Consider the following 15,975-nt stretch of genomic DNA (forward strand, 5'->3'; position numbering starts at 1 on the left):
TATCTGGAAGAGACATGGATCAGACCGTCGACACAGACATCCCCGACTGGGGGCCTTTCGGAAAACCGCTATTCGACAACCCCGAGGCCCGCGCCCTGTCGCGTGTCGGAGTGGTCGACGTTGGATCGAACTCGGTCCGAATGGTTATCTTTGACGGTGCAGCACGGTCGCCAGCCTATTTCTACAACGAAAAAGTTATGTGCGAACTGGGCGCAGGCCTGTCCGAGACCGGGCGTCTGAACCCACGCGGACGGGAACGCGCATTGGCTGCCCTGCGTCGGTTTGCACAACTGGCCCAGGATTTGGGGCTGCCGGGCCTGCATGTTGTCGCGACGGCTGCGGTGCGCGAAGCCACAGATGGGCCTGCCTTCTGCAAAGAGGTGTTTGCCGAAACTGGCCTGACCGTCTCGGTTATCGACGGCGGTGAAGAGGCGCGCCTGTCTGCGCAAGGCGTCCTGTTGGGCTGGCCCGGAGCCTATGGCTTGATCTGCGACATCGGCGGGTCTTCGATGGAACTGGCCGAGATCGGAGGCGGCGATGTGGGCCGCCGCGTGACATCGGCCCTTGGTCCGCTCAAGCTGCGCGATATCAAAGGTGGGCGACGGGCGCGCAAAGCACATATCAAAGCCACGATGGAAGAGCTGCGCGATCAAATGGGGCCGCAGCGTGACCGGCTGTTTCTGGTCGGTGGCAGTTGGCGTGCTTTTGCACGGTTGGACATGTTGCGCCGGGGCTATCCGCTGAACGTGCTGCATGAATACCGCATGACCACCAAACAGGTTCACGAGACAATAAAATTCATTGAAAAGGGCGACCCGGACAAGCTGCGAAGCCTTGCTGGTGTGTCTGGCTCTCGTATGGCGTTGATGCCCTTTGCGATGGATGTACTGGCCCGGTTGGTGCGGACGTTCAAACCTAAGGATATCGCGATCTCAAGCTATGGCATCCGTGAAGGCTTGCTATACGAACAGATGCCGCAAATCCTGCGCGACCGCGATCCATTGATCGAAGCCAGTCGATTTTATGAGGCGAAAGATGCTCGCTTGCCCGGGTTCAGCAAACACTTGTTTGACTTCGTGATGCCCTTGTTCAAATCCGCCCCCGACGCACGGGTGCGTCTGATCAAGGCGGCTTGCCTGCTGCATGATGTAAGTTGGCGCGCGCATCCCGACTACCGGGCCGAGACCTGCTTTGACTATGTCACACGCGCCAATTTGGGGGGCCTAAAACACTCCGAGCGGGTATTCATCGGGCTTGCCCTGCAGCACCGATACCGCAACAAGCGCGAAGATAATCGGTTTGCACCGCTTTATGACCTGTTAGATGAAAGCGGCCAGAAACAGGCCGAGATTCTGGGCAAAGCCATGCGGTTCGGCGCGATGCTTTGGATGCAGAACGACGCCACGATGGGTAAGTTGCGCTTTTATCCAAAAAAGCGACAGCTTGAACTGTTTTTGCCTGAAACCGCTGCCTCGCTCTTCAGCGAAGTGGCCCAAGCGCGCCTGAATTCACTGGCGTCTGCACTGAGGTCGGAAACCCGCGTTGTGATCAAAGGCTGAGCCTTAGATATCAATCTCACCTTCCGGCGCGTCCTGCGGCTGTACCGGTTCGATTTCGGGTGTTTCAGGCTTTTTGCGGATAATGATATCGCCATTGGGCAGGATTTCCGGGACCTCATAGGTGCTCCAGTCCTCGATCTCGGCAGCCAGATCCGCAAGCGCTGGACCCATCTCGGCCATGAAAGACTGCATCGCTGGTCCAAACTGATCAGCCAGCCCCAGCAATTCATCGAACGCTGGTTCCATTTCCTTTCGCAGCCCTTCAAAGAACAGTTCGGCGCCTTGCTCCATCAGCGACGGGCCGCTGTCATCTTCAGCGTGGGCCGGGTGGGTCAAGGCTACGGAAATCGCGCAGATCGTGATGAAATGTCTCATACTGGCAATATAGAGCCATCAGGCCGGTCATGTAAGGTCACAGATCAATATCCAGTGTGACGGGGAAATGATCGGATGCGGTCAAAAGCGCTTGATGCAAGTCCTTCACAGCCAGGCAGGCGGGATCATGAAAAGGATGCCAGATGCGCCATTGCGGACTGCACGCCCGCAATTCCTCGCTGATCATGATGTAGTCCAGTAGAGCCTCAAGATACTCACCTTCGGTCGGGCGCGCAAAGCGCGCCGTCGAAAACAAACTACCCGGTTGATCCGCATAGGCCTCGACCGCGTGAGGGTCGAACAGGCCCGCTTGCAACAAAATCTCGACCGAGGATCGGCCGAACAGGTTTTCAAACTCATCCAGCCCCGGTCCATCGTTCAGATCGCCCATCAGGATCACGGGTTCTGCCGCGTCTAAATGGGCCCCTACCCGCCGCGACAGCCACACCGCCTGAGCCAATTGCTTGCGTCGATTGGCGATCGAGATTCGTATAGCCTCATCCCGGCTTTCGGCCCCATGAGGGGCTTTTGACTTCAGGTGCGCGCCGATCAGACGAAAGCGCCCACCCGCCGGTGTCCGCACCAATAGCTCCATCGGAGGCTTTGAAAACCGAACGCGGTCTTCGGTCGCGTCGATGTCGAGGTCAATATGAAACACGCCGTCAAACCGCGGGGCGTTCTTGTCACCCGTCCCCTTCGGGTCGTGATTTACTGCCATGGCCATCGGGTCATACATCAGCGACAGTTCCTGATGCGTGTCGTTGGCAAAACCCATCACCGCGTGACTGGTGCGCAGATCAAATGCTTCGGCAAAGCGCTGCAACGCGCGCACAGTGTTCTGGGTCTTACCAGTGTTAGGCGCTTCGACTATGAGCATCGCGTCCGCATCTACGGCCGTCAAAACTTTGGCAATCGCCTCAACCTGTTCCGCCTTGGTGATGTTGTGCCTGCCGGACCAACTGTCGTCGACAATCAGCTTGTCCTGACGATCAAAAAGATTGGCGAACCACTCGATATTGTAGGTCGCCAACCGCATTGCGGTCAGGCCCGAGCGCCGTTGATCTCATCCCATGCGCGGTTGATGTCGATCATCTTTTTCTCGGCCAGTCGGATCGCCTCTTCGGGGACGCCACGTGCCATCATCGCGTCGGGATGGGTTTCGCGCACCAATTGCCGCCAGACCTTTCGGATATCAAGTAATGGCATATCTCGCGGAACACCCAACACAATGTAGGGATCATTAGGCGCATCCGGGACAAACCGCGCGCGCAAGGCCAGAAATTGCGCCTCGGTCTGGCCAAAGATGCGGCTGACCTCTTCCAGAAACTCGTTTTCGTTGGGGTGGTAGAACCCATCCGCCATGGCGATGTGGAACAGCCCCTCCATCAAATCGCAGAAGGTGGTGCTGTCATCGGCAAACATCCCCGCGATCTTGCGGGCATATTCCTGATACCCCGCAACGTCGGTTCGGGCCATGTCGAACACACGTGCGGCGTCTGCCTCATCTTCGCGCGCGATCTGAAAGACATCACGAAATGCGGTGACTTCATCTCGGGTTACTTGCCCATCGGCCTTGGCCATCTTGGCGCCCAGCGCGATCACTGCGATCGTAAAGGCCACCGACCGTTCAGGCGGCGTACGCAGCTTTTCGAAAACAGCAGTCAGGCTTTCGCCCTTGGCAAGCGCGCTTAGCGCATCGGATATGCGAGTCCAGATCGACATGAGCGCACCCTAGCCTTTGAAAACGCCGGTGTCAGGTGCGACTAGTGGCTTGGGGGCAAGAATTTTCTGCATTAGCACAAGATCCAGCCGTTTGCCCCATTTGTATCCTACCTCGGGCATCCGTCCGACATGTTGGAACCCAAGCGCTGCATGGAACGCCTCAGCCCCCGGATTGGCCGATGAGATGCCGGCGACCAACACATGAACGTCCTCATGCCGCGCGACTTCTTCCAGTGCAGCCATCAGGGCCCTCCCCGCGCCTTTGCCGCGTGCTTGCTCTGATAACTGAACAGAATGCTCGCGGCATTGGGCATATCCGGGGCCGGATCGGAACGGGCCATAGGTGGCAAATCCCTGAACCAAAGCGGCGTCTTCAACCACCAGATAGGCGCGGTCCCGTTGTCGGATATCCTCTGCAATGCTGTCGGTGTTGCGTTCCGCCGTCGTAAAGGTGATCAGTGTGTCCCGAATGATAGTATTCGCAATGTCCGCGATTGCCTTGGCATCCGCCACCCGAGCCTGACGAATTTTCATTCCAACACGCGCGGTCCATGCGGTGTCTCAAACTCCGCCCGCAATGCCGCAGCACCGCTGTCGAAAACCACGCCCTCCATCTGGCCCAACAGTTTCGCAAGCTCCAGACCTTCCGGATGCGAGACCACCAAGCGGCGCAATCGGCAACCGCTTTGCGTTAACATCCGCGCCGGGTGCAGATCGCCATGCCATTGAATAAGAGCCGGAAACAGGTTGTCGAAAGGCAAACGACCACTCGGTGGGACCGCCATCTGCCACCGCAACGCACCCCGGGCCAAGTCGATTGGATGTCCAACACCATCGGGGAACACATCCAGCGCCGCGTCAATACTCGGCACCTGGCAAATCCAATTGGTCAAACGCGGAGGGCCCTCGAACCGATCCAGATCGAACCAGCGTGTTCGCTCGGGATTGGGTGCGGCCGGGTCGATTGCAATGGCTTCGAGATACAATCCATCGGCCAACCCTAGTAGACGATTATGTGTTCCGAAGGCTTCGTGTTTGCCACCCTCTTGCAGGGTCACACCCAGCGCGTCTTCGATATGGGCTGCAGCCTCCTCAACGGTTTCGCCTGAGACGGCCAGATGATCCAGTAACATGAGTGCCTCCAACGTAGTGCGACCAGACCTTTTGGGTCTGGTCGCATGTTTCCGTCAAAGCGCCGGGATCACAAGATTTTTCGTCGAAAAATCTTTAGCCTTACCCTTTGGCTTCTCGGATCAGGCGCAAGATGTCTTGTGCAGCCTCGGGAATGTTCGTGCCCGGTCCAAAGATCGCCTTGACGCCGTGATCATAGAGGAACTGATAATCCTGCTGCGGGATCACACCGCCGCAAATGACGATAATATCTTCAGCTCCGGCCTTTTTCAGTTCTTCGACCAGTTGCGGGGCCAGCGTTTTGTGTCCCGCGGCCTGAGACGAAATCCCGACCACATGAACGTCATTGTCGACCGCATCCTGCGCCGCCTCAGCAGGTGTCTGGAACAGTGGGCCAACATCCACGTCAAAGCCGATATCGGCAAAGGCGGTCGCGATCACCTTGGCACCCCGGTCATGCCCGTCCTGACCCATCTTGACCACCAACAGGCGCGGGCGGCGGCCCTCTGCCTCGGCGAATTCGTCGATGGATTTCTGGATCGCGGCAAAGCCTTCGTCGCCCTCATAGGCGGCACCATAGACACCGGCCAGTGTTTTCACCTCGGCGCGGTGGCGGCCGAACTCTTTCTCCATTGCCATGCTGATCTCTCCTACGGATGCGCGGGCGCGGGCGGCTTCGACCGCAGCAGCCAGCAGGTTTCCGCCCTCCTGGGCGGCTTTGGTCAGGGCGTCCAGCGCGTCTTTACATGCCGCCTCATCACGGGTGGCGCGGATACGTTCCAAGCGCGCGACCTGCGCCTCGCGCACGGCGACGTTATCGACGTCCAGAATGTCGATCGGGTCTTCCTGTTCCTTGCGGTATTTGTTGACGCCTACGATAACCTCTTCGCCCCGGTCGATCATCGCTTGACGGCGCGCGGCGCTTTCCTCGATTCGCAGCTTGGGCATGCCCGAGGCAACAGCCTTGGTCATCCCGCCCATCTCTTCGACCTCTTCCATCAGGGCCCAGGCTTTTTCGACCAGCTCATTGGTCAGGCTTTCGATGTAATATGAGCCCGCCAGAGGATCGACCACATCGGTTACACCGGTCTCTTCCTGCAGCACCAACTGTGTGTTGCGGGCGATGCGGGCTGAGAAATCAGTGGGCAACGCGATTGCCTCGTCCAGCGCGTTGGTGTGCAAGCTTTGCGTGCCTCCCAGAACCGCGCTCATCGCCTCATAGGCCGTGCGGATCACGTTGTTGTATGGGTCTTGTTCCTGCAGCGAAACGCCAGAGGTCTGACAGTGAGTGCGCAACATCTTGGACCGCTCTGATTTCGCCCCGAAATCGGTCATCACGCGGTGCCACAGGGTGCGGGCGGCGCGCAGTTTTGCGATCTCCATGAAGAAGTTCATACCAATCGCAAAGAAGAACGACAGACGTCCCGCGAACTTGTCCACGTCCATCCCGGCCTGCGTCGCAGCGCGCACGTACTCGCGCCCGTCCGCCAGCGTATAGGCCAGCTCCTGCACCAGGTTCGCGCCGGCCTCTTGCATATGGTAGCCCGAGATCGAGATCGAGTTGAACTTGGGCATCTCATTCGACGTATAATCGATGATGTCCGAAATGATCTTCATCGACGGCTCGGGCGGGTAAATATAGGTATTCCGCACCATGAACTCTTTCAGAATGTCATTCTGAATGGTGCCGGACAGCACAGATTTGTCGTGCCCCTGCTCTTCGCCTGCCACGATGAAACTCGCCAAAATTGGGACCACAGCACCGTTCATGGTCATCGAGACCGAAACCTTGTCCAGTGGAATGCCATCGAACAGGATCTTCATGTCCTCGACAGAATCGATTGCTACACCCGCCTTACCCACATCGCCCACAACGCGCGGGTGGTCGCTGTCATAGCCGCGATGCGTGGCCAGATCGAAGGCTACCGACACGCCCTGTTGACCCGCGGCCAGATTGCGGCGGTAGAAGGCATTCGATTCCTCGGCGGTCGAAAAACCCGCATATTGACGGATCGTCCATGGGCGGCCTGCATACATCGTAGCCTTCACCCCGCGCGTGAACGGGCCGAACCCCGGCAGCGTACCCATGTGCGGCAGATCCGCCGTATCTTCGGCTGTATAGAGCGGCTTGACGTCGATGCCTTCCAGCGTCTCTTTGGTCAGATCTTCCAGCGGACGCCCGCGCAGCTCTTTTTCGGCCAGCGCCTGCCAGTCTTTGGTATCGGTCATGGCGATTTCCTTTTCCTATTTCGGGTTGCGCGCGAAGAGGAACCCGCACGCAGTTATGTTTCGAAGTGCCCGGCCAATCCGGGCTGCGCGCGACAAATTGAGCGCGCATTGCATTTCACTGGTCGCATTCATCTGAACAGGGGCTATATTCGATGGAACAGGAGGCCCCATGACACGAACGCTTGCCCTTGTTTTCTCGGCACTAATCCCGCTGGCCGCGATGGCTGCCGATGGGTCTGCGCCGGATGAGGATGAATTTGTCCGACCCGCAGGTGACAGCGAGTTGAGCGAGTTTTTATGGGTCAACAGACCCATTGTCGTCTTTGCCGACACGCCCGCAGACCCCCGCTTCCAACAACAAATCGACATGCTGATCGAAGGCGAAGCCGCGATGCGTGACCGCGATGTGATTGTCATCACCGACACGGACCCGGCGGCCAAATCCCCGATACGGTCGCAATTGCGCCCGCGTGGTTTCCAGATGGTGTTCGTCGACAAGGACGGCGTGGTCAAACTGCGCAAGCCGTCCCCGTGGAGCGTGCGTGAGATCGGTCGATCCATCGACAAGACCCCCCTCCGCGAACGCGAGATTCGCGAACGGCGCGAGGGCGGTTGATAGCCTTCGCCACGCCCCAAGCCCCCGGCGCAGAACGCCGGGAGAGCTATGGGGTATGACAAAAGCGCCGTCATGATCACTCGAACTCGATGATCACATCGTCCACGGCAAGACTGTCGCCGGGGCCTGCGTTGATCTTGGCGACCACACCTTTCTTCTCGGCGCGTAGGATGTTTTCCATCTTCATCGCCTCGACAGTGCATAGCGCCTGACCTTCCTGCACCTCTTGGCCCAGTTCAACGTCGATCTTCACGATCAGGCCGGGCATCGGGCAGAGCAGCATTTTCGAGGTATCGGGCGGCAGTTTCTCGGGCATCAGTTTGGCCAGCTCCGCCTGACGCGGACGGCGCACATGCACTTTCAGGTCTGCACCCCGGTTGCGGATACGGAACCCACCCGAGATTTTGCCGACCTTCATGACCAGCGCCTCTCCGTCGACATCCAAAACAGCCAGTTGGTCGCCCGGCGTCCAATCCGAGGCAACCCGCAGGCTTGTGCCATCCGAGAAGGCCACCGTCGCGCCCTCTTTATCCGCTTCGATCTTGACGTCGAACTCCTGACCCTGCAGCGCAACATTCCAATGCGCGCCGACCTTGCGCTCGTGGTTGTCCATACGGCCCGAGACGCGGGTGCGACGAATTTCAGCGACACGGTACATCGCCGCGCAAGACGCGGCGATACGGCGCAGGTCTTCTTCTGGCAGGGTGACGCCTTCAAAACCGTCGGGATACTCTTCGGCGATGAAAGCGGTGGTCATGTGACCGCTGACAAATTTCGGGTGATCCATCACGGCGGACAGGAACGGCAGGTTGTGACCGATACCTTCGACCTCAAAGCTGTCCAGCGCCACACGCATCGCCTCGATCGCGGCTTCCCGGGTCGGCGCCCAGGTGCAGAGCTTGGCGATCATCGGGTCATAGTACATGCTGATCTCGCCGCCCTCATAGACGCCGGTATCGTTACGCACTGCGGCCTCGCCTTCGGGCGCGTCACCCTGCCATTTGCCATTCACCAACATCGGACCAGCCGCCGTTTCCATCGGCGGGCGATAGCGGGTTAAACGGCCAATCGAGGGCAGGAAGTTGCGATACGGGTCTTCGGCATACAGACGGTTTTCAATCGCCCAGCCAGTCAGGGTGACGTCATCTTGGGTGATGGTCAGTTTCTCACCTGCGGCTACGCGGATCATCTGTTCCACCAGATCGACACCGGTGATCAGCTCGGTCACAGGGTGTTCCACCTGCAGGCGGGTGTTCATTTCCAGGAAATAGAAGTTCTTATCCCCATCCACGATGAACTCGACCGTCCCGGCGCTGGCATAGTTTACAGCTTTGGCCAGCGCGACAGCCTGTTCACCCATTGCCTTGCGTGTCTCGGGGTCGAGGAAGGGCGACGGGGCCTCTTCCACAACCTTCTGGTTCCGACGCTGGATCGAGCATTCACGCTCGCCCAGATAAATACCGTTGCCGTGGCTGTCGCAGAGAACCTGAATTTCGATATGGCGGGGTTGTGTCACGAATTTCTCGATGAAGATCCGGTCATCGCCAAAGGAATTCGCGGCCTCGTTCTTGGACGACTGGAAACCCTCGCGCGCCTCGTCGTCATTCCATGCGATCCGCATGCCTTTGCCGCCGCCACCGGCGCTGGCCTTGATCATGACCGGGTAGCCGATCTCGTTCGAAATCTTCACTGCCTCTTCCGCGTCTTCGATCAGCCCCATGTAACCGGGCACGGTCGACACGCCTGCGTCCTGCGCAATTTTCTTCGAGGTGATCTTGTCGCCCATGCTTTCGATCGCGCCGACCGGGGGACCGACAAAAGCCACGCCTTCGGCCTCAAGCGCTTCGGCGAACTTGGAGTTTTCCGACAGGAAGCCGTAACCGGGATGTACCGCCTGAGCGCCGCTTTGACGGATCGCGTCCATGACCTTGTCAATCACGATATAGGACTGGTTCGCAGGGGGCGGGCCGATATGAACGGCCTCATCGGCCATTGATACGTGCAGCGCGTTGCGGTCCGCGTCCGAATAAATGGCAACGGTGCCGATACCCATCTTGCGCGCAGTCTTGATGACCCGGCAGGCGATTTCGCCCCGGTTGGCAATCAGTATCTTGTTGAACATGGAACGTCCTTTGTCTTGGTGTTCGAAAAACGTAACACGCCGCCGCGAGGACTTAACCCCACGACGGCGTGATCAGCGATGACGGTCGGGGCCGAGTAAGCCCCGATGACTTCGTTAGCTACAGTTGTTTTGCGTCTTGCAATACAGCACGTTGCCGGCCGCGCCGACCACGGCCCCAAAGAGCGGGTCCGATTGCAGCACCGCCGCGCCGACCGCGCCGGCGCCACCGCCCAAGATCGCCTGTTCGCCCGTGGTGTCGCCACAGGCTGCAAGCCCGGCGCAGGTCGCCAATGCAATCGCAAGTTTCGAGAGTCGCATGATTTCTGCCTCATCTGTTGGTTTGAATCAGTCGAAGCCAGATGCGCGGTTCGTGTACCGCTATTCAATAACAGACAGGTATTAGGCCAAATATGCGCAGCTTTATGCCGTCGATCCCCCTCCGTGTGCGCAAAGAAAAACGCGGGCAGGGATTTGTGAAACTCACAAGCCTGCCCGCGGAAGGAAGGGGTACGGAATAGTAGGTGCATGTGCGGCGCAGGCAAAGTAGAGCCGCACGGCTTGGACACCATGCACGGTGTGGTTGCACCTGCAAACTGTGATTCACGAGTTGCAATTTTTCCGGCTGGAATCTGCCCATTCAAGGAAAAGCCGCGCAATTTTGCGCCGACGCTGTTTCGCGCATATTCACGGGGACTCACGTGAATGTTCGTCACAATCCCGTTACAAACGTTGACCCGAAAAACAAGCTTTGCACTTGCAGCATCACGTTTTGCGCACGCGATAGCGACGAAAAAAAACACTGCACTCATAAGGTTAACCGATCTGTTCACCTTGCTGTGATCCAGGTCCGCTTTTCCCACAAATTTTCTTGAGATTTTTGCGTTTAATTGTCCCAATCTCGTGATTTCCCTGAAAATCGTCGGCGTGGAACGTTGCGCGTGCACACTCGCACACAAGGAAACATCCAAATGATTACAAAGAGAAAAACGGCATCTCTGCTCGCTGCCACTGCGCTTAGTGTGACTGGCACGCTTGCTTATGCCCAGGATGCGAATACGCAGGCCGAACTGGAGAAACTTCGCCTCCGGATCGAAGCCTTGGAATCTCAGGGACCGAACGCGACACCCGGTGAGTTTAGGATCGGGAATACGACACTGGACGTCTATGGCTATGTCAAAGCCGACTTCTTCTACGATTTCGACTTCGACCAAGGCGATACAGCGTTCGTCAACGTAATTGGTGAACCTTCTGCTGAGACCAGCGGTACCTTTGGCGCAACCGTCCGTCAGTCGCGGATCGGCTTGCTCACCAGTACGCCTAGCGCCATTGGCGATATCGGCGGTCAGTTGGAGCTTGACCTGTTTGCAGGCGGCGGCGCTGCTGAACTGCGTTTGCGTCACGCCAATATCCGTATCGGCGACCAGTGGTTGATCGGCCAGTTCTGGACCAACTTCCAGCCTTTGGACACGTATCCGACCTCGGTTGAATTCAACGGTCCCGTTGGTATCGCCTTCGCCCGTGTTCCGCAGATCCGTTACACTAACGCATTCTCTGAAAATGCCGAATTTGCACTCTCCATCGAGGAAAACGTCGGTAGCTCCAACTCGGATGATCCGGTTTTCACCGCGTCGGCCGAATACAATGATGGCACTTACGTCGCCCGAATTGCCGGTCTTTACGGTCGAGCCCAGGACGACGCCGGCATCAATGAAGTCGACCAATGGGGTGTGACTCTGTCCGGATCGGCGCGGCTTTGGCAGGGTGGCCTGTTCCAGGTCAACTACGTGACCGGTCAGGCGCTTGGACCGTGGCTGATCGGCTTGGGTGATGCGGTGGTCAATGGCGAAGCCAACGATGTTGACGGCTTCACCGTCGAACTGCGTCAGGACATCGGTCCGAAATGGAACGTCGGTATCGCCTACGGTTACGAGGACTATGACTTGGCAACCTCGACTGGTGACCTGGCCTTTACCGAGCTTGAGACGATCCACGTAAACGCCTTCTATCAGGCGACCGAGACTCTGACACTGAGCGCCGAATACATCTATGGTGAGCGGAACGACGTGAACTCGGGCGATGACTTTGACGGCAGCCGCGTTCAAGTTGCGGCGCAGTTGAACTTCTGATCGCATATCACGACCCTGCCCCCATCGGGGCAGGGTTTTCCACGGAGCATTGCCCGCGTGAGGATATACGGCCTGATAGGTCACAATCAGCGCAGTCCGTCGAAAATATCCGGAAACGACAGCCTTGCAGCGTCAGGATCGATCACCAGCAATGCGTCATAGCTGGCCGGATCAAAAGGATCCTCGGCTGGAATGACTTCACGCTCAAACAACCAGCTAAGACGACCGGCATCCAGATTACCCCTCTCAAAAGGCTGGTCGCCGAAATGTTGCCAGAGCGCCTCCATAAAGCCCGCATCCGCCCGGCGGTCGGCCGGTTTGCGATCACGGAACCGTTCTCGTCTGGTTAGCGGCGTCACGCCCTTGGGATTGGCCCGGCGGATTGTGAATTGGAAATCTGTTCCGGCCAAACGACCGGGAAATCCGCGGTGCTTCAGCATGTTGCTCCTCCGCTGACGTAAATGTCCCCAAAAACATCGAAATCGCATCCTGTGATGGATGAGTTCATCTTGCGCACCTCCAAAGCCGCATTGCTGGTCAGAAACGCTCTGACGATCTGAAAACCGGGTCTCATGATCAGAGCCCCTCCCAGATACACTGCGCCTGCTCCAATCGGTAGGCTTCGAAATACTGCGTGGCGTCAGGTGCGGCTTGTCCAAATTCCGTTGGCCTATCAGACAGCGAGATCACTACGCGTGCCGGTTCCAAATCGTATTCAGCGACATAAGCGACGGCCAGCGTATGGCACAGGTGCTCCATATCGACCGAGGCGACGTCATAACCGATACGGCCTACGTCGGAACCGATCTTCGGAGCGACAAAGCGGAAACGGACCCAAAGTTCGCCGGGGTTGTTGTCCAACAGAACATCGCTCAGATGCACGGGCTGACCCGAAGGGACAGCCAAATTGGTTTCCGCAACTACAGGGGATGACAGGGTCAGAAAACCTAGACAAAAGGCGCGACCCCGGACCCACCAAAGGTGAGCTCCTCTCTCCGGGATCGCGCGCGCATGGCTTTTGGCCCGCGCTTTTCTATATCTGGTAAGAGCACTCATTTATCAGCTTTGCCCTCAATGTCAAACTCAAGTCCCCGTCAGGTCTTCGTTACCTTGGACTGCAAAAGGAAATCGGGGGCGAGTTGACTAGAAACCGACCCCGCCCAAGCACTTACAACGGGATGTTGTCGTGCTTTTTCCAGGGGTTTTTCAGCTTTTTGTTGCGCAGGCTTGCGAAAGCGCGCGAAACGCGACGCCGCGTCGATTGTGGCATGATCACCTCGTCGATGAAGCCACGTTCCGCAGCAACGAATGGATTGGCGAAACGGTCTTCGTAATCCTGTGTGTGCTGCGCGATTTTCTCGGCATCGCCCAGATCGGCGCGGTGGATGATTTCGGTCGCGCCCTTGGCGCCCATCACCGCGATCTCGGCTGTCGGCCACGCATAGTTGAAATCGCCGCGCAGGTGCTTCGACGCCATAACGTCATAAGCCCCGCCATAGGCTTTGCGGGTAATCACGGTGACTTTAGGGACAGTCGCCTCACCATAGGCAAACAGCAGCTTTGCACCGTGCTTGATGACACCGCCATATTCCTGCGACGTACCCGGCAAAAAGCCCGGAACATCCACAAGGGTCAGGATCGGAATTTCAAAGCAGTCACAGAACCGCACGAAACGGGCCGCCTTGCGCGAGCTGTCGATGTCCAAGCACCCGGCCAGAACCATCGGCTGGTTGGCGACAACACCGACAGTCTGCCCTTCGAGGCGAATGAAACCGGTGATGATGTTTTTGGCGTAGTCTTCCTGAATCTCGTAGAAGTCGCCTTCATCCGCCACCTTAGTGATCAGTTCTTTCATGTCGTAAGGCGTGTTCGGATTGTCCGGGATCAAGGTATCCAACGAGGTTTCAATCCGGTCGGGTTCATCAAAGAACGGACGGACAGGGGGTTTCTCTTGGTTGTTGAGCGGCAGGAAATCGACCAGACGGCGTACTTCGGCCAGCGCTTCAACGTCGTTTTCAAAGGCGCCATCCGCGACCGAGGATTTCTTGGTGTGGGTCGATGCGCCGCCCAGTTCTTCGGCCGTGACAACCTCATTGGTGACAGTTTTCACCACATCGGGACCGGTCACAAACATGTAAGAGGTGTCTTTGACCATAAAGATAAAGTCGGTCATCGCCGGGCTGTACACTGCGCCACCTGCACAGGGTCCCATGATCACGCTGATCTGCGGCACCACGCCCGAAGCCATGATGTTGCGCTGGAACACCTCGGCATAGCCCGCCAACGAGGCGACGCCTTCTTGAATCCGCGCGCCGCCCGAGTCGTTGATGCCGATCACTGGCGCGCCATTCTGGATCGCCATATCCATGATCTTGCAAATCTTCTGGGCATGCGTTTCCGAAAGAGACCCGCCAAATACGGTAAAGTCCTGGCTGAACACATAAACCATCCGACCGTTGATCGTGCCCCAGCCGGTGACCACGCCATCGCCCGCAGGTTTCTGGTTTTCCATACCAAAATCGGTGCAGCGATGACTGACGAACATGTCAAACTCTTCAAAGCTGTCTTCATCCAACAGCAGTTCGATACGTTCCCGCGCAGTCAGCTTTCCCCGCGCATGCTGAGCGTCAATCCGTTTTTGACCACCACCCAAACGGGCATTGCTACGGCGGCCTTCAAGCTCGGTCAGGATGTCTTTCATGACAGTGATCCCCTAATGTAATCTGGCGGGACACTATACCTTATACTTGCCAGCCCAAAGCAACTTTCGGCAAATTTGCAAACCTTTGAACATTTATCGATAGAATAATGCAAATCAGCAAATTTCAACGCTGAGATCACAATGCTGATGCCAATCCCAAAATCGCGGACTATACAATTGAACTATGCAGTTCAGATCATCTTCCGCTCGACGCTCACCCCCATCTATTGCCACGCTTGTTCTATTGTCAGGGCTGTCGGCACTTAGTCTGAATCTCTATCTTCCCAGCCTTCCAAACATGGCTGTTTATTTCCAGACAGACTATAAGGTCATGCAGCTTTCGATCGCCCTGTACCTTATGGTCAGCGCGGTGCTGCAGATTCTTATCGGACCGATCGCAGACAAGGCCGGCCGCAGGCCAGTCTTGCTGTACGGCCTTGCCCTGTTCCTGGTGGTGACATTGGGCTGCATCTACGCGCCGAACGCCACGGTCTTTCTGGCGTTTCGGATGTCTCAGGCGACAATAGTCGTCGGCATGGTGCTTAGCCGGGCTGCCGTGCGGGATCTTTACGATCAGGATCAGGCTGCCTCGATGATTGGCTACGTGACTATGGGGATGGCGGTCGTCCCGATGATTGCCCCCGCGATCGGAGGGCTGCTGGAAGAATCCCTCGGATGGAAGGCTAATTTCTGGCTGCCTTTCGTTTTAGGCGCATTGACGCTAATCCTGTGCTTCAAAGACTTCGGTGAAACCTCAGCCAAAAGCGGGAAGACCCTGCTGCAACAGTTTCGAGAGTATCCTGAACTGCTGACGTCCCCTCGCTTTTGGGGGTATTCGCTATCCTCTGCGTTGTCGTCAGGTGCCTTTTTCGCCTATCTCGGTGGAGCTCCATTTATCGGGACCGAGATATTCGGAATGTCAGCCGCAGAAGTTGGCGTATATTTTGGCGCGCCTGCGATTGGGTATTTTGCCGGTAATTTCCTAAGCGGTCGGTATTCCGTCCGATTTGGTGTCAACCGAATGGTCCTGCGGGGCTGCATCCTGAATGCCGCTGGCGTTTTTCTGTCGGCGCTTTTGTTCCTGTTTGGGCTAGGCACACCCCTTAGTTTCTTTGGGCTTATGACATTCGTCGGCCTTGGAAATGGCATGACGATCCCGAACGCCACTTCGGGCGCTCTGTCAGTGCGCCCACATCTGGCGGCAACGGCCGCGGGCCTGAGCGGCGCTATCATGCTGGCGGGTGGGGCTGGTCTCAGCGCACTGGCCGGGTCGTTGCTGACCCGCGAAACAGGGGCGATGCCCTTGCTGTGGCTGATGCTGATAACCGCCTTGCTGGCTGTCTTTGCAATTACATCTGTAATCCGGCGGGAGCGTCGCCTGGGACTCTAGCAAT

The 15,975-nt window shown here is 57.5% G+C and carries 16 protein-coding genes; 4 read left to right on the plus strand and 12 right to left on the minus strand.

Features of this window, described 5'->3' with window-relative positions; translation table 11 throughout:
• Window positions 1-14: 14 nt before the first annotated feature.
• Complete coding sequence (locus tag AC2TAD_RS11025; protein WP_170753146.1) at window positions 15-1,559, plus strand: Ppx/GppA family phosphatase; 1,545 nt, start codon at window positions 15-17, stop codon at window positions 1,557-1,559.
• A 3-nt stretch (window positions 1,560-1,562) separates the two neighbouring features.
• On the opposite strand, the gene AC2TAD_RS11030 is transcribed toward AC2TAD_RS11025, so the two are convergent.
• From AC2TAD_RS11030 to scpA, 6 genes are all read right to left on the minus strand, one after another.
• Complete coding sequence (locus AC2TAD_RS11030) at window positions 1,563-1,934, minus strand: hypothetical protein (protein WP_480867676.1); 372 nt, start codon at window positions 1,932-1,934, stop codon at window positions 1,563-1,565.
• A 37-nt stretch (window positions 1,935-1,971) separates the two neighbouring features.
• Complete coding sequence (locus AC2TAD_RS11035) at window positions 1,972-2,970, minus strand: endonuclease/exonuclease/phosphatase family protein (protein ID WP_480867677.1); 999 nt, start codon at window positions 2,968-2,970, stop codon at window positions 1,972-1,974.
• Between the two features lie 5 nt (window positions 2,971-2,975).
• Window positions 2,976-3,656, minus strand: a complete 681-nt coding sequence (locus tag AC2TAD_RS11040) for a molecular chaperone DjiA (protein WP_170352493.1) — start codon at window positions 3,654-3,656, stop codon at window positions 2,976-2,978.
• 9 nt (window positions 3,657-3,665) lie between these two features.
• Window positions 3,666-4,190, minus strand: a complete 525-nt coding sequence (locus AC2TAD_RS11045) for an N-acetyltransferase family protein (protein ID WP_480867679.1) — start codon at window positions 4,188-4,190, stop codon at window positions 3,666-3,668.
• Complete coding sequence (locus AC2TAD_RS11050) at window positions 4,187-4,789, minus strand: VOC family protein (protein ID WP_170753154.1); 603 nt, start codon at window positions 4,787-4,789, stop codon at window positions 4,187-4,189. Before AC2TAD_RS11050 ends, AC2TAD_RS11045 begins: the two co-directional genes overlap by 4 nt.
• A gap of 100 nt (window positions 4,790-4,889) precedes the next feature.
• Entirely contained in the window at window positions 4,890-7,016 is a 2,127-nt protein-coding gene (scpA, locus tag AC2TAD_RS11055; RefSeq protein WP_480867682.1) for a methylmalonyl-CoA mutase, read from the minus strand.
• A 169-nt stretch (window positions 7,017-7,185) separates the two neighbouring features.
• Here scpA and AC2TAD_RS11060 point away from each other — a divergent pair, with 169 nt between their 5' ends.
• Window positions 7,186-7,632 (plus strand): DUF4174 domain-containing protein, encoded by a 447-nt coding sequence (locus tag AC2TAD_RS11060; RefSeq protein ID WP_170352489.1) that lies wholly within the window; start codon window positions 7,186-7,188, stop codon window positions 7,630-7,632.
• Between the two features lie 76 nt (window positions 7,633-7,708).
• Here the strand turns inward: AC2TAD_RS11060 and AC2TAD_RS11065 are convergent, their stop codons facing one another.
• Both AC2TAD_RS11065 and AC2TAD_RS11070 read right to left on the minus strand, forming a co-directional pair.
• Window positions 7,709-9,754 (minus strand): acetyl-CoA carboxylase biotin carboxylase subunit, encoded by a 2,046-nt coding sequence (locus AC2TAD_RS11065; protein WP_480867683.1) that lies wholly within the window; start codon window positions 9,752-9,754, stop codon window positions 7,709-7,711.
• A gap of 114 nt (window positions 9,755-9,868) precedes the next feature.
• The gene (locus AC2TAD_RS11070; RefSeq protein WP_480867685.1) at window positions 9,869-10,072 is read right to left on the minus strand and encodes a hypothetical protein; all 204 of its coding nucleotides are present in this window, start codon (window positions 10,070-10,072) and stop codon (window positions 9,869-9,871) included.
• Between the two features lie 650 nt (window positions 10,073-10,722).
• Here AC2TAD_RS11070 and AC2TAD_RS11075 point away from each other — a divergent pair.
• Window positions 10,723-11,880, plus strand: coding sequence for a DcaP family trimeric outer membrane transporter (locus AC2TAD_RS11075; RefSeq protein ID WP_480867687.1), 1,158 nt, complete (start codon window positions 10,723-10,725; stop codon window positions 11,878-11,880).
• Window positions 11,881-11,966: 86 nt separating this feature from the next.
• Here AC2TAD_RS11075 and AC2TAD_RS11080 read toward each other — a convergent pair whose 3' ends face one another.
• The 4 genes from AC2TAD_RS11080 to AC2TAD_RS11095 form a co-directional block, all read right to left on the minus strand.
• Window positions 11,967-12,320: a hypothetical protein gene (locus AC2TAD_RS11080; protein ID WP_480496880.1), complete on the minus strand. Its 354-nt coding sequence runs from the start codon at window positions 12,318-12,320 to the stop codon at window positions 11,967-11,969.
• Window positions 12,314-12,454 (minus strand): hypothetical protein, encoded by a 141-nt coding sequence (locus AC2TAD_RS11085; RefSeq protein ID WP_214648750.1) that lies wholly within the window; start codon window positions 12,452-12,454, stop codon window positions 12,314-12,316. The genes AC2TAD_RS11080 and AC2TAD_RS11085 overlap by 7 nt, the downstream gene beginning before the upstream one ends.
• A gap of 2 nt (window positions 12,455-12,456) precedes the next feature.
• Window positions 12,457-12,786 carry a DUF6497 family protein gene (locus tag AC2TAD_RS11090; protein WP_353393756.1) on the minus strand — a complete coding sequence of 110 codons (330 nt, stop codon included), beginning with the start codon at window positions 12,784-12,786 and terminating at the stop codon, window positions 12,457-12,459.
• Window positions 12,787-13,048: 262 nt separating this feature from the next.
• Complete coding sequence (locus AC2TAD_RS11095) at window positions 13,049-14,581, minus strand: acyl-CoA carboxylase subunit beta (RefSeq protein WP_480867690.1); 1,533 nt, start codon at window positions 14,579-14,581, stop codon at window positions 13,049-13,051.
• Window positions 14,582-14,765: 184 nt separating this feature from the next.
• On the opposite strand from AC2TAD_RS11095, the gene AC2TAD_RS11100 reads away from it, so the two are divergent.
• Complete coding sequence (locus AC2TAD_RS11100; RefSeq protein WP_480867692.1) at window positions 14,766-15,971, plus strand: multidrug effflux MFS transporter; 1,206 nt, start codon at window positions 14,766-14,768, stop codon at window positions 15,969-15,971.
• The last annotated feature ends 4 nt before the right edge of the window (window positions 15,972-15,975 follow it).

The organism is Ruegeria sp. HKCCD7628 (assembly GCF_057221005.1).

Bases quoted from the DNA above. Each gene is read 5' to 3' on its own strand.
- AC2TAD_RS11025 (WP_170753146.1), top strand. From the start codon at position 15: ATGGATCAGACCGTCGACACAGACATCCCCGACTGGGGGCCTTTCGGA.
- AC2TAD_RS11030 (WP_480867676.1), bottom strand. From the start codon at position 1,934: ATGAGACATTTCATCACGATCTGCGCGATTTCCGTAGCCTTGACCCAC.
- AC2TAD_RS11035 (WP_480867677.1), bottom strand. From the start codon at position 2,970: ATGCGGTTGGCGACCTACAATATCGAGTGGTTCGCCAATCTTTTTGAT.
- AC2TAD_RS11040 (WP_170352493.1), bottom strand. From the start codon at position 3,656: ATGTCGATCTGGACTCGCATATCCGATGCGCTAAGCGCGCTTGCCAAG.
- AC2TAD_RS11045 (WP_480867679.1), bottom strand. From the start codon at position 4,190: ATGAAAATTCGTCAGGCTCGGGTGGCGGATGCCAAGGCAATCGCGGAC.
- AC2TAD_RS11050 (WP_170753154.1), bottom strand. From the start codon at position 4,789: ATGTTACTGGATCATCTGGCCGTCTCAGGCGAAACCGTTGAGGAGGCT.
- scpA (WP_480867682.1), bottom strand. From the start codon at position 7,016: ATGACCGATACCAAAGACTGGCAGGCGCTGGCCGAAAAAGAGCTGCGC.
- AC2TAD_RS11060 (WP_170352489.1), top strand. From the start codon at position 7,186: ATGACACGAACGCTTGCCCTTGTTTTCTCGGCACTAATCCCGCTGGCC.
- AC2TAD_RS11065 (WP_480867683.1), bottom strand. From the start codon at position 9,754: ATGTTCAACAAGATACTGATTGCCAACCGGGGCGAAATCGCCTGCCGG.
- AC2TAD_RS11070 (WP_480867685.1), bottom strand. From the start codon at position 10,072: ATGCGACTCTCGAAACTTGCGATTGCATTGGCGACCTGCGCCGGGCTT.
- AC2TAD_RS11075 (WP_480867687.1), top strand. From the start codon at position 10,723: ATGATTACAAAGAGAAAAACGGCATCTCTGCTCGCTGCCACTGCGCTT.
- AC2TAD_RS11080 (WP_480496880.1), bottom strand. From the start codon at position 12,320: ATGCTGAAGCACCGCGGATTTCCCGGTCGTTTGGCCGGAACAGATTTC.
- AC2TAD_RS11085 (WP_214648750.1), bottom strand. From the start codon at position 12,454: ATGAGACCCGGTTTTCAGATCGTCAGAGCGTTTCTGACCAGCAATGCG.
- AC2TAD_RS11095 (WP_480867690.1), bottom strand. From the start codon at position 14,581: ATGAAAGACATCCTGACCGAGCTTGAAGGCCGCCGTAGCAATGCCCGT.
- AC2TAD_RS11100 (WP_480867692.1), top strand. From the start codon at position 14,766: ATGCAGTTCAGATCATCTTCCGCTCGACGCTCACCCCCATCTATTGCC.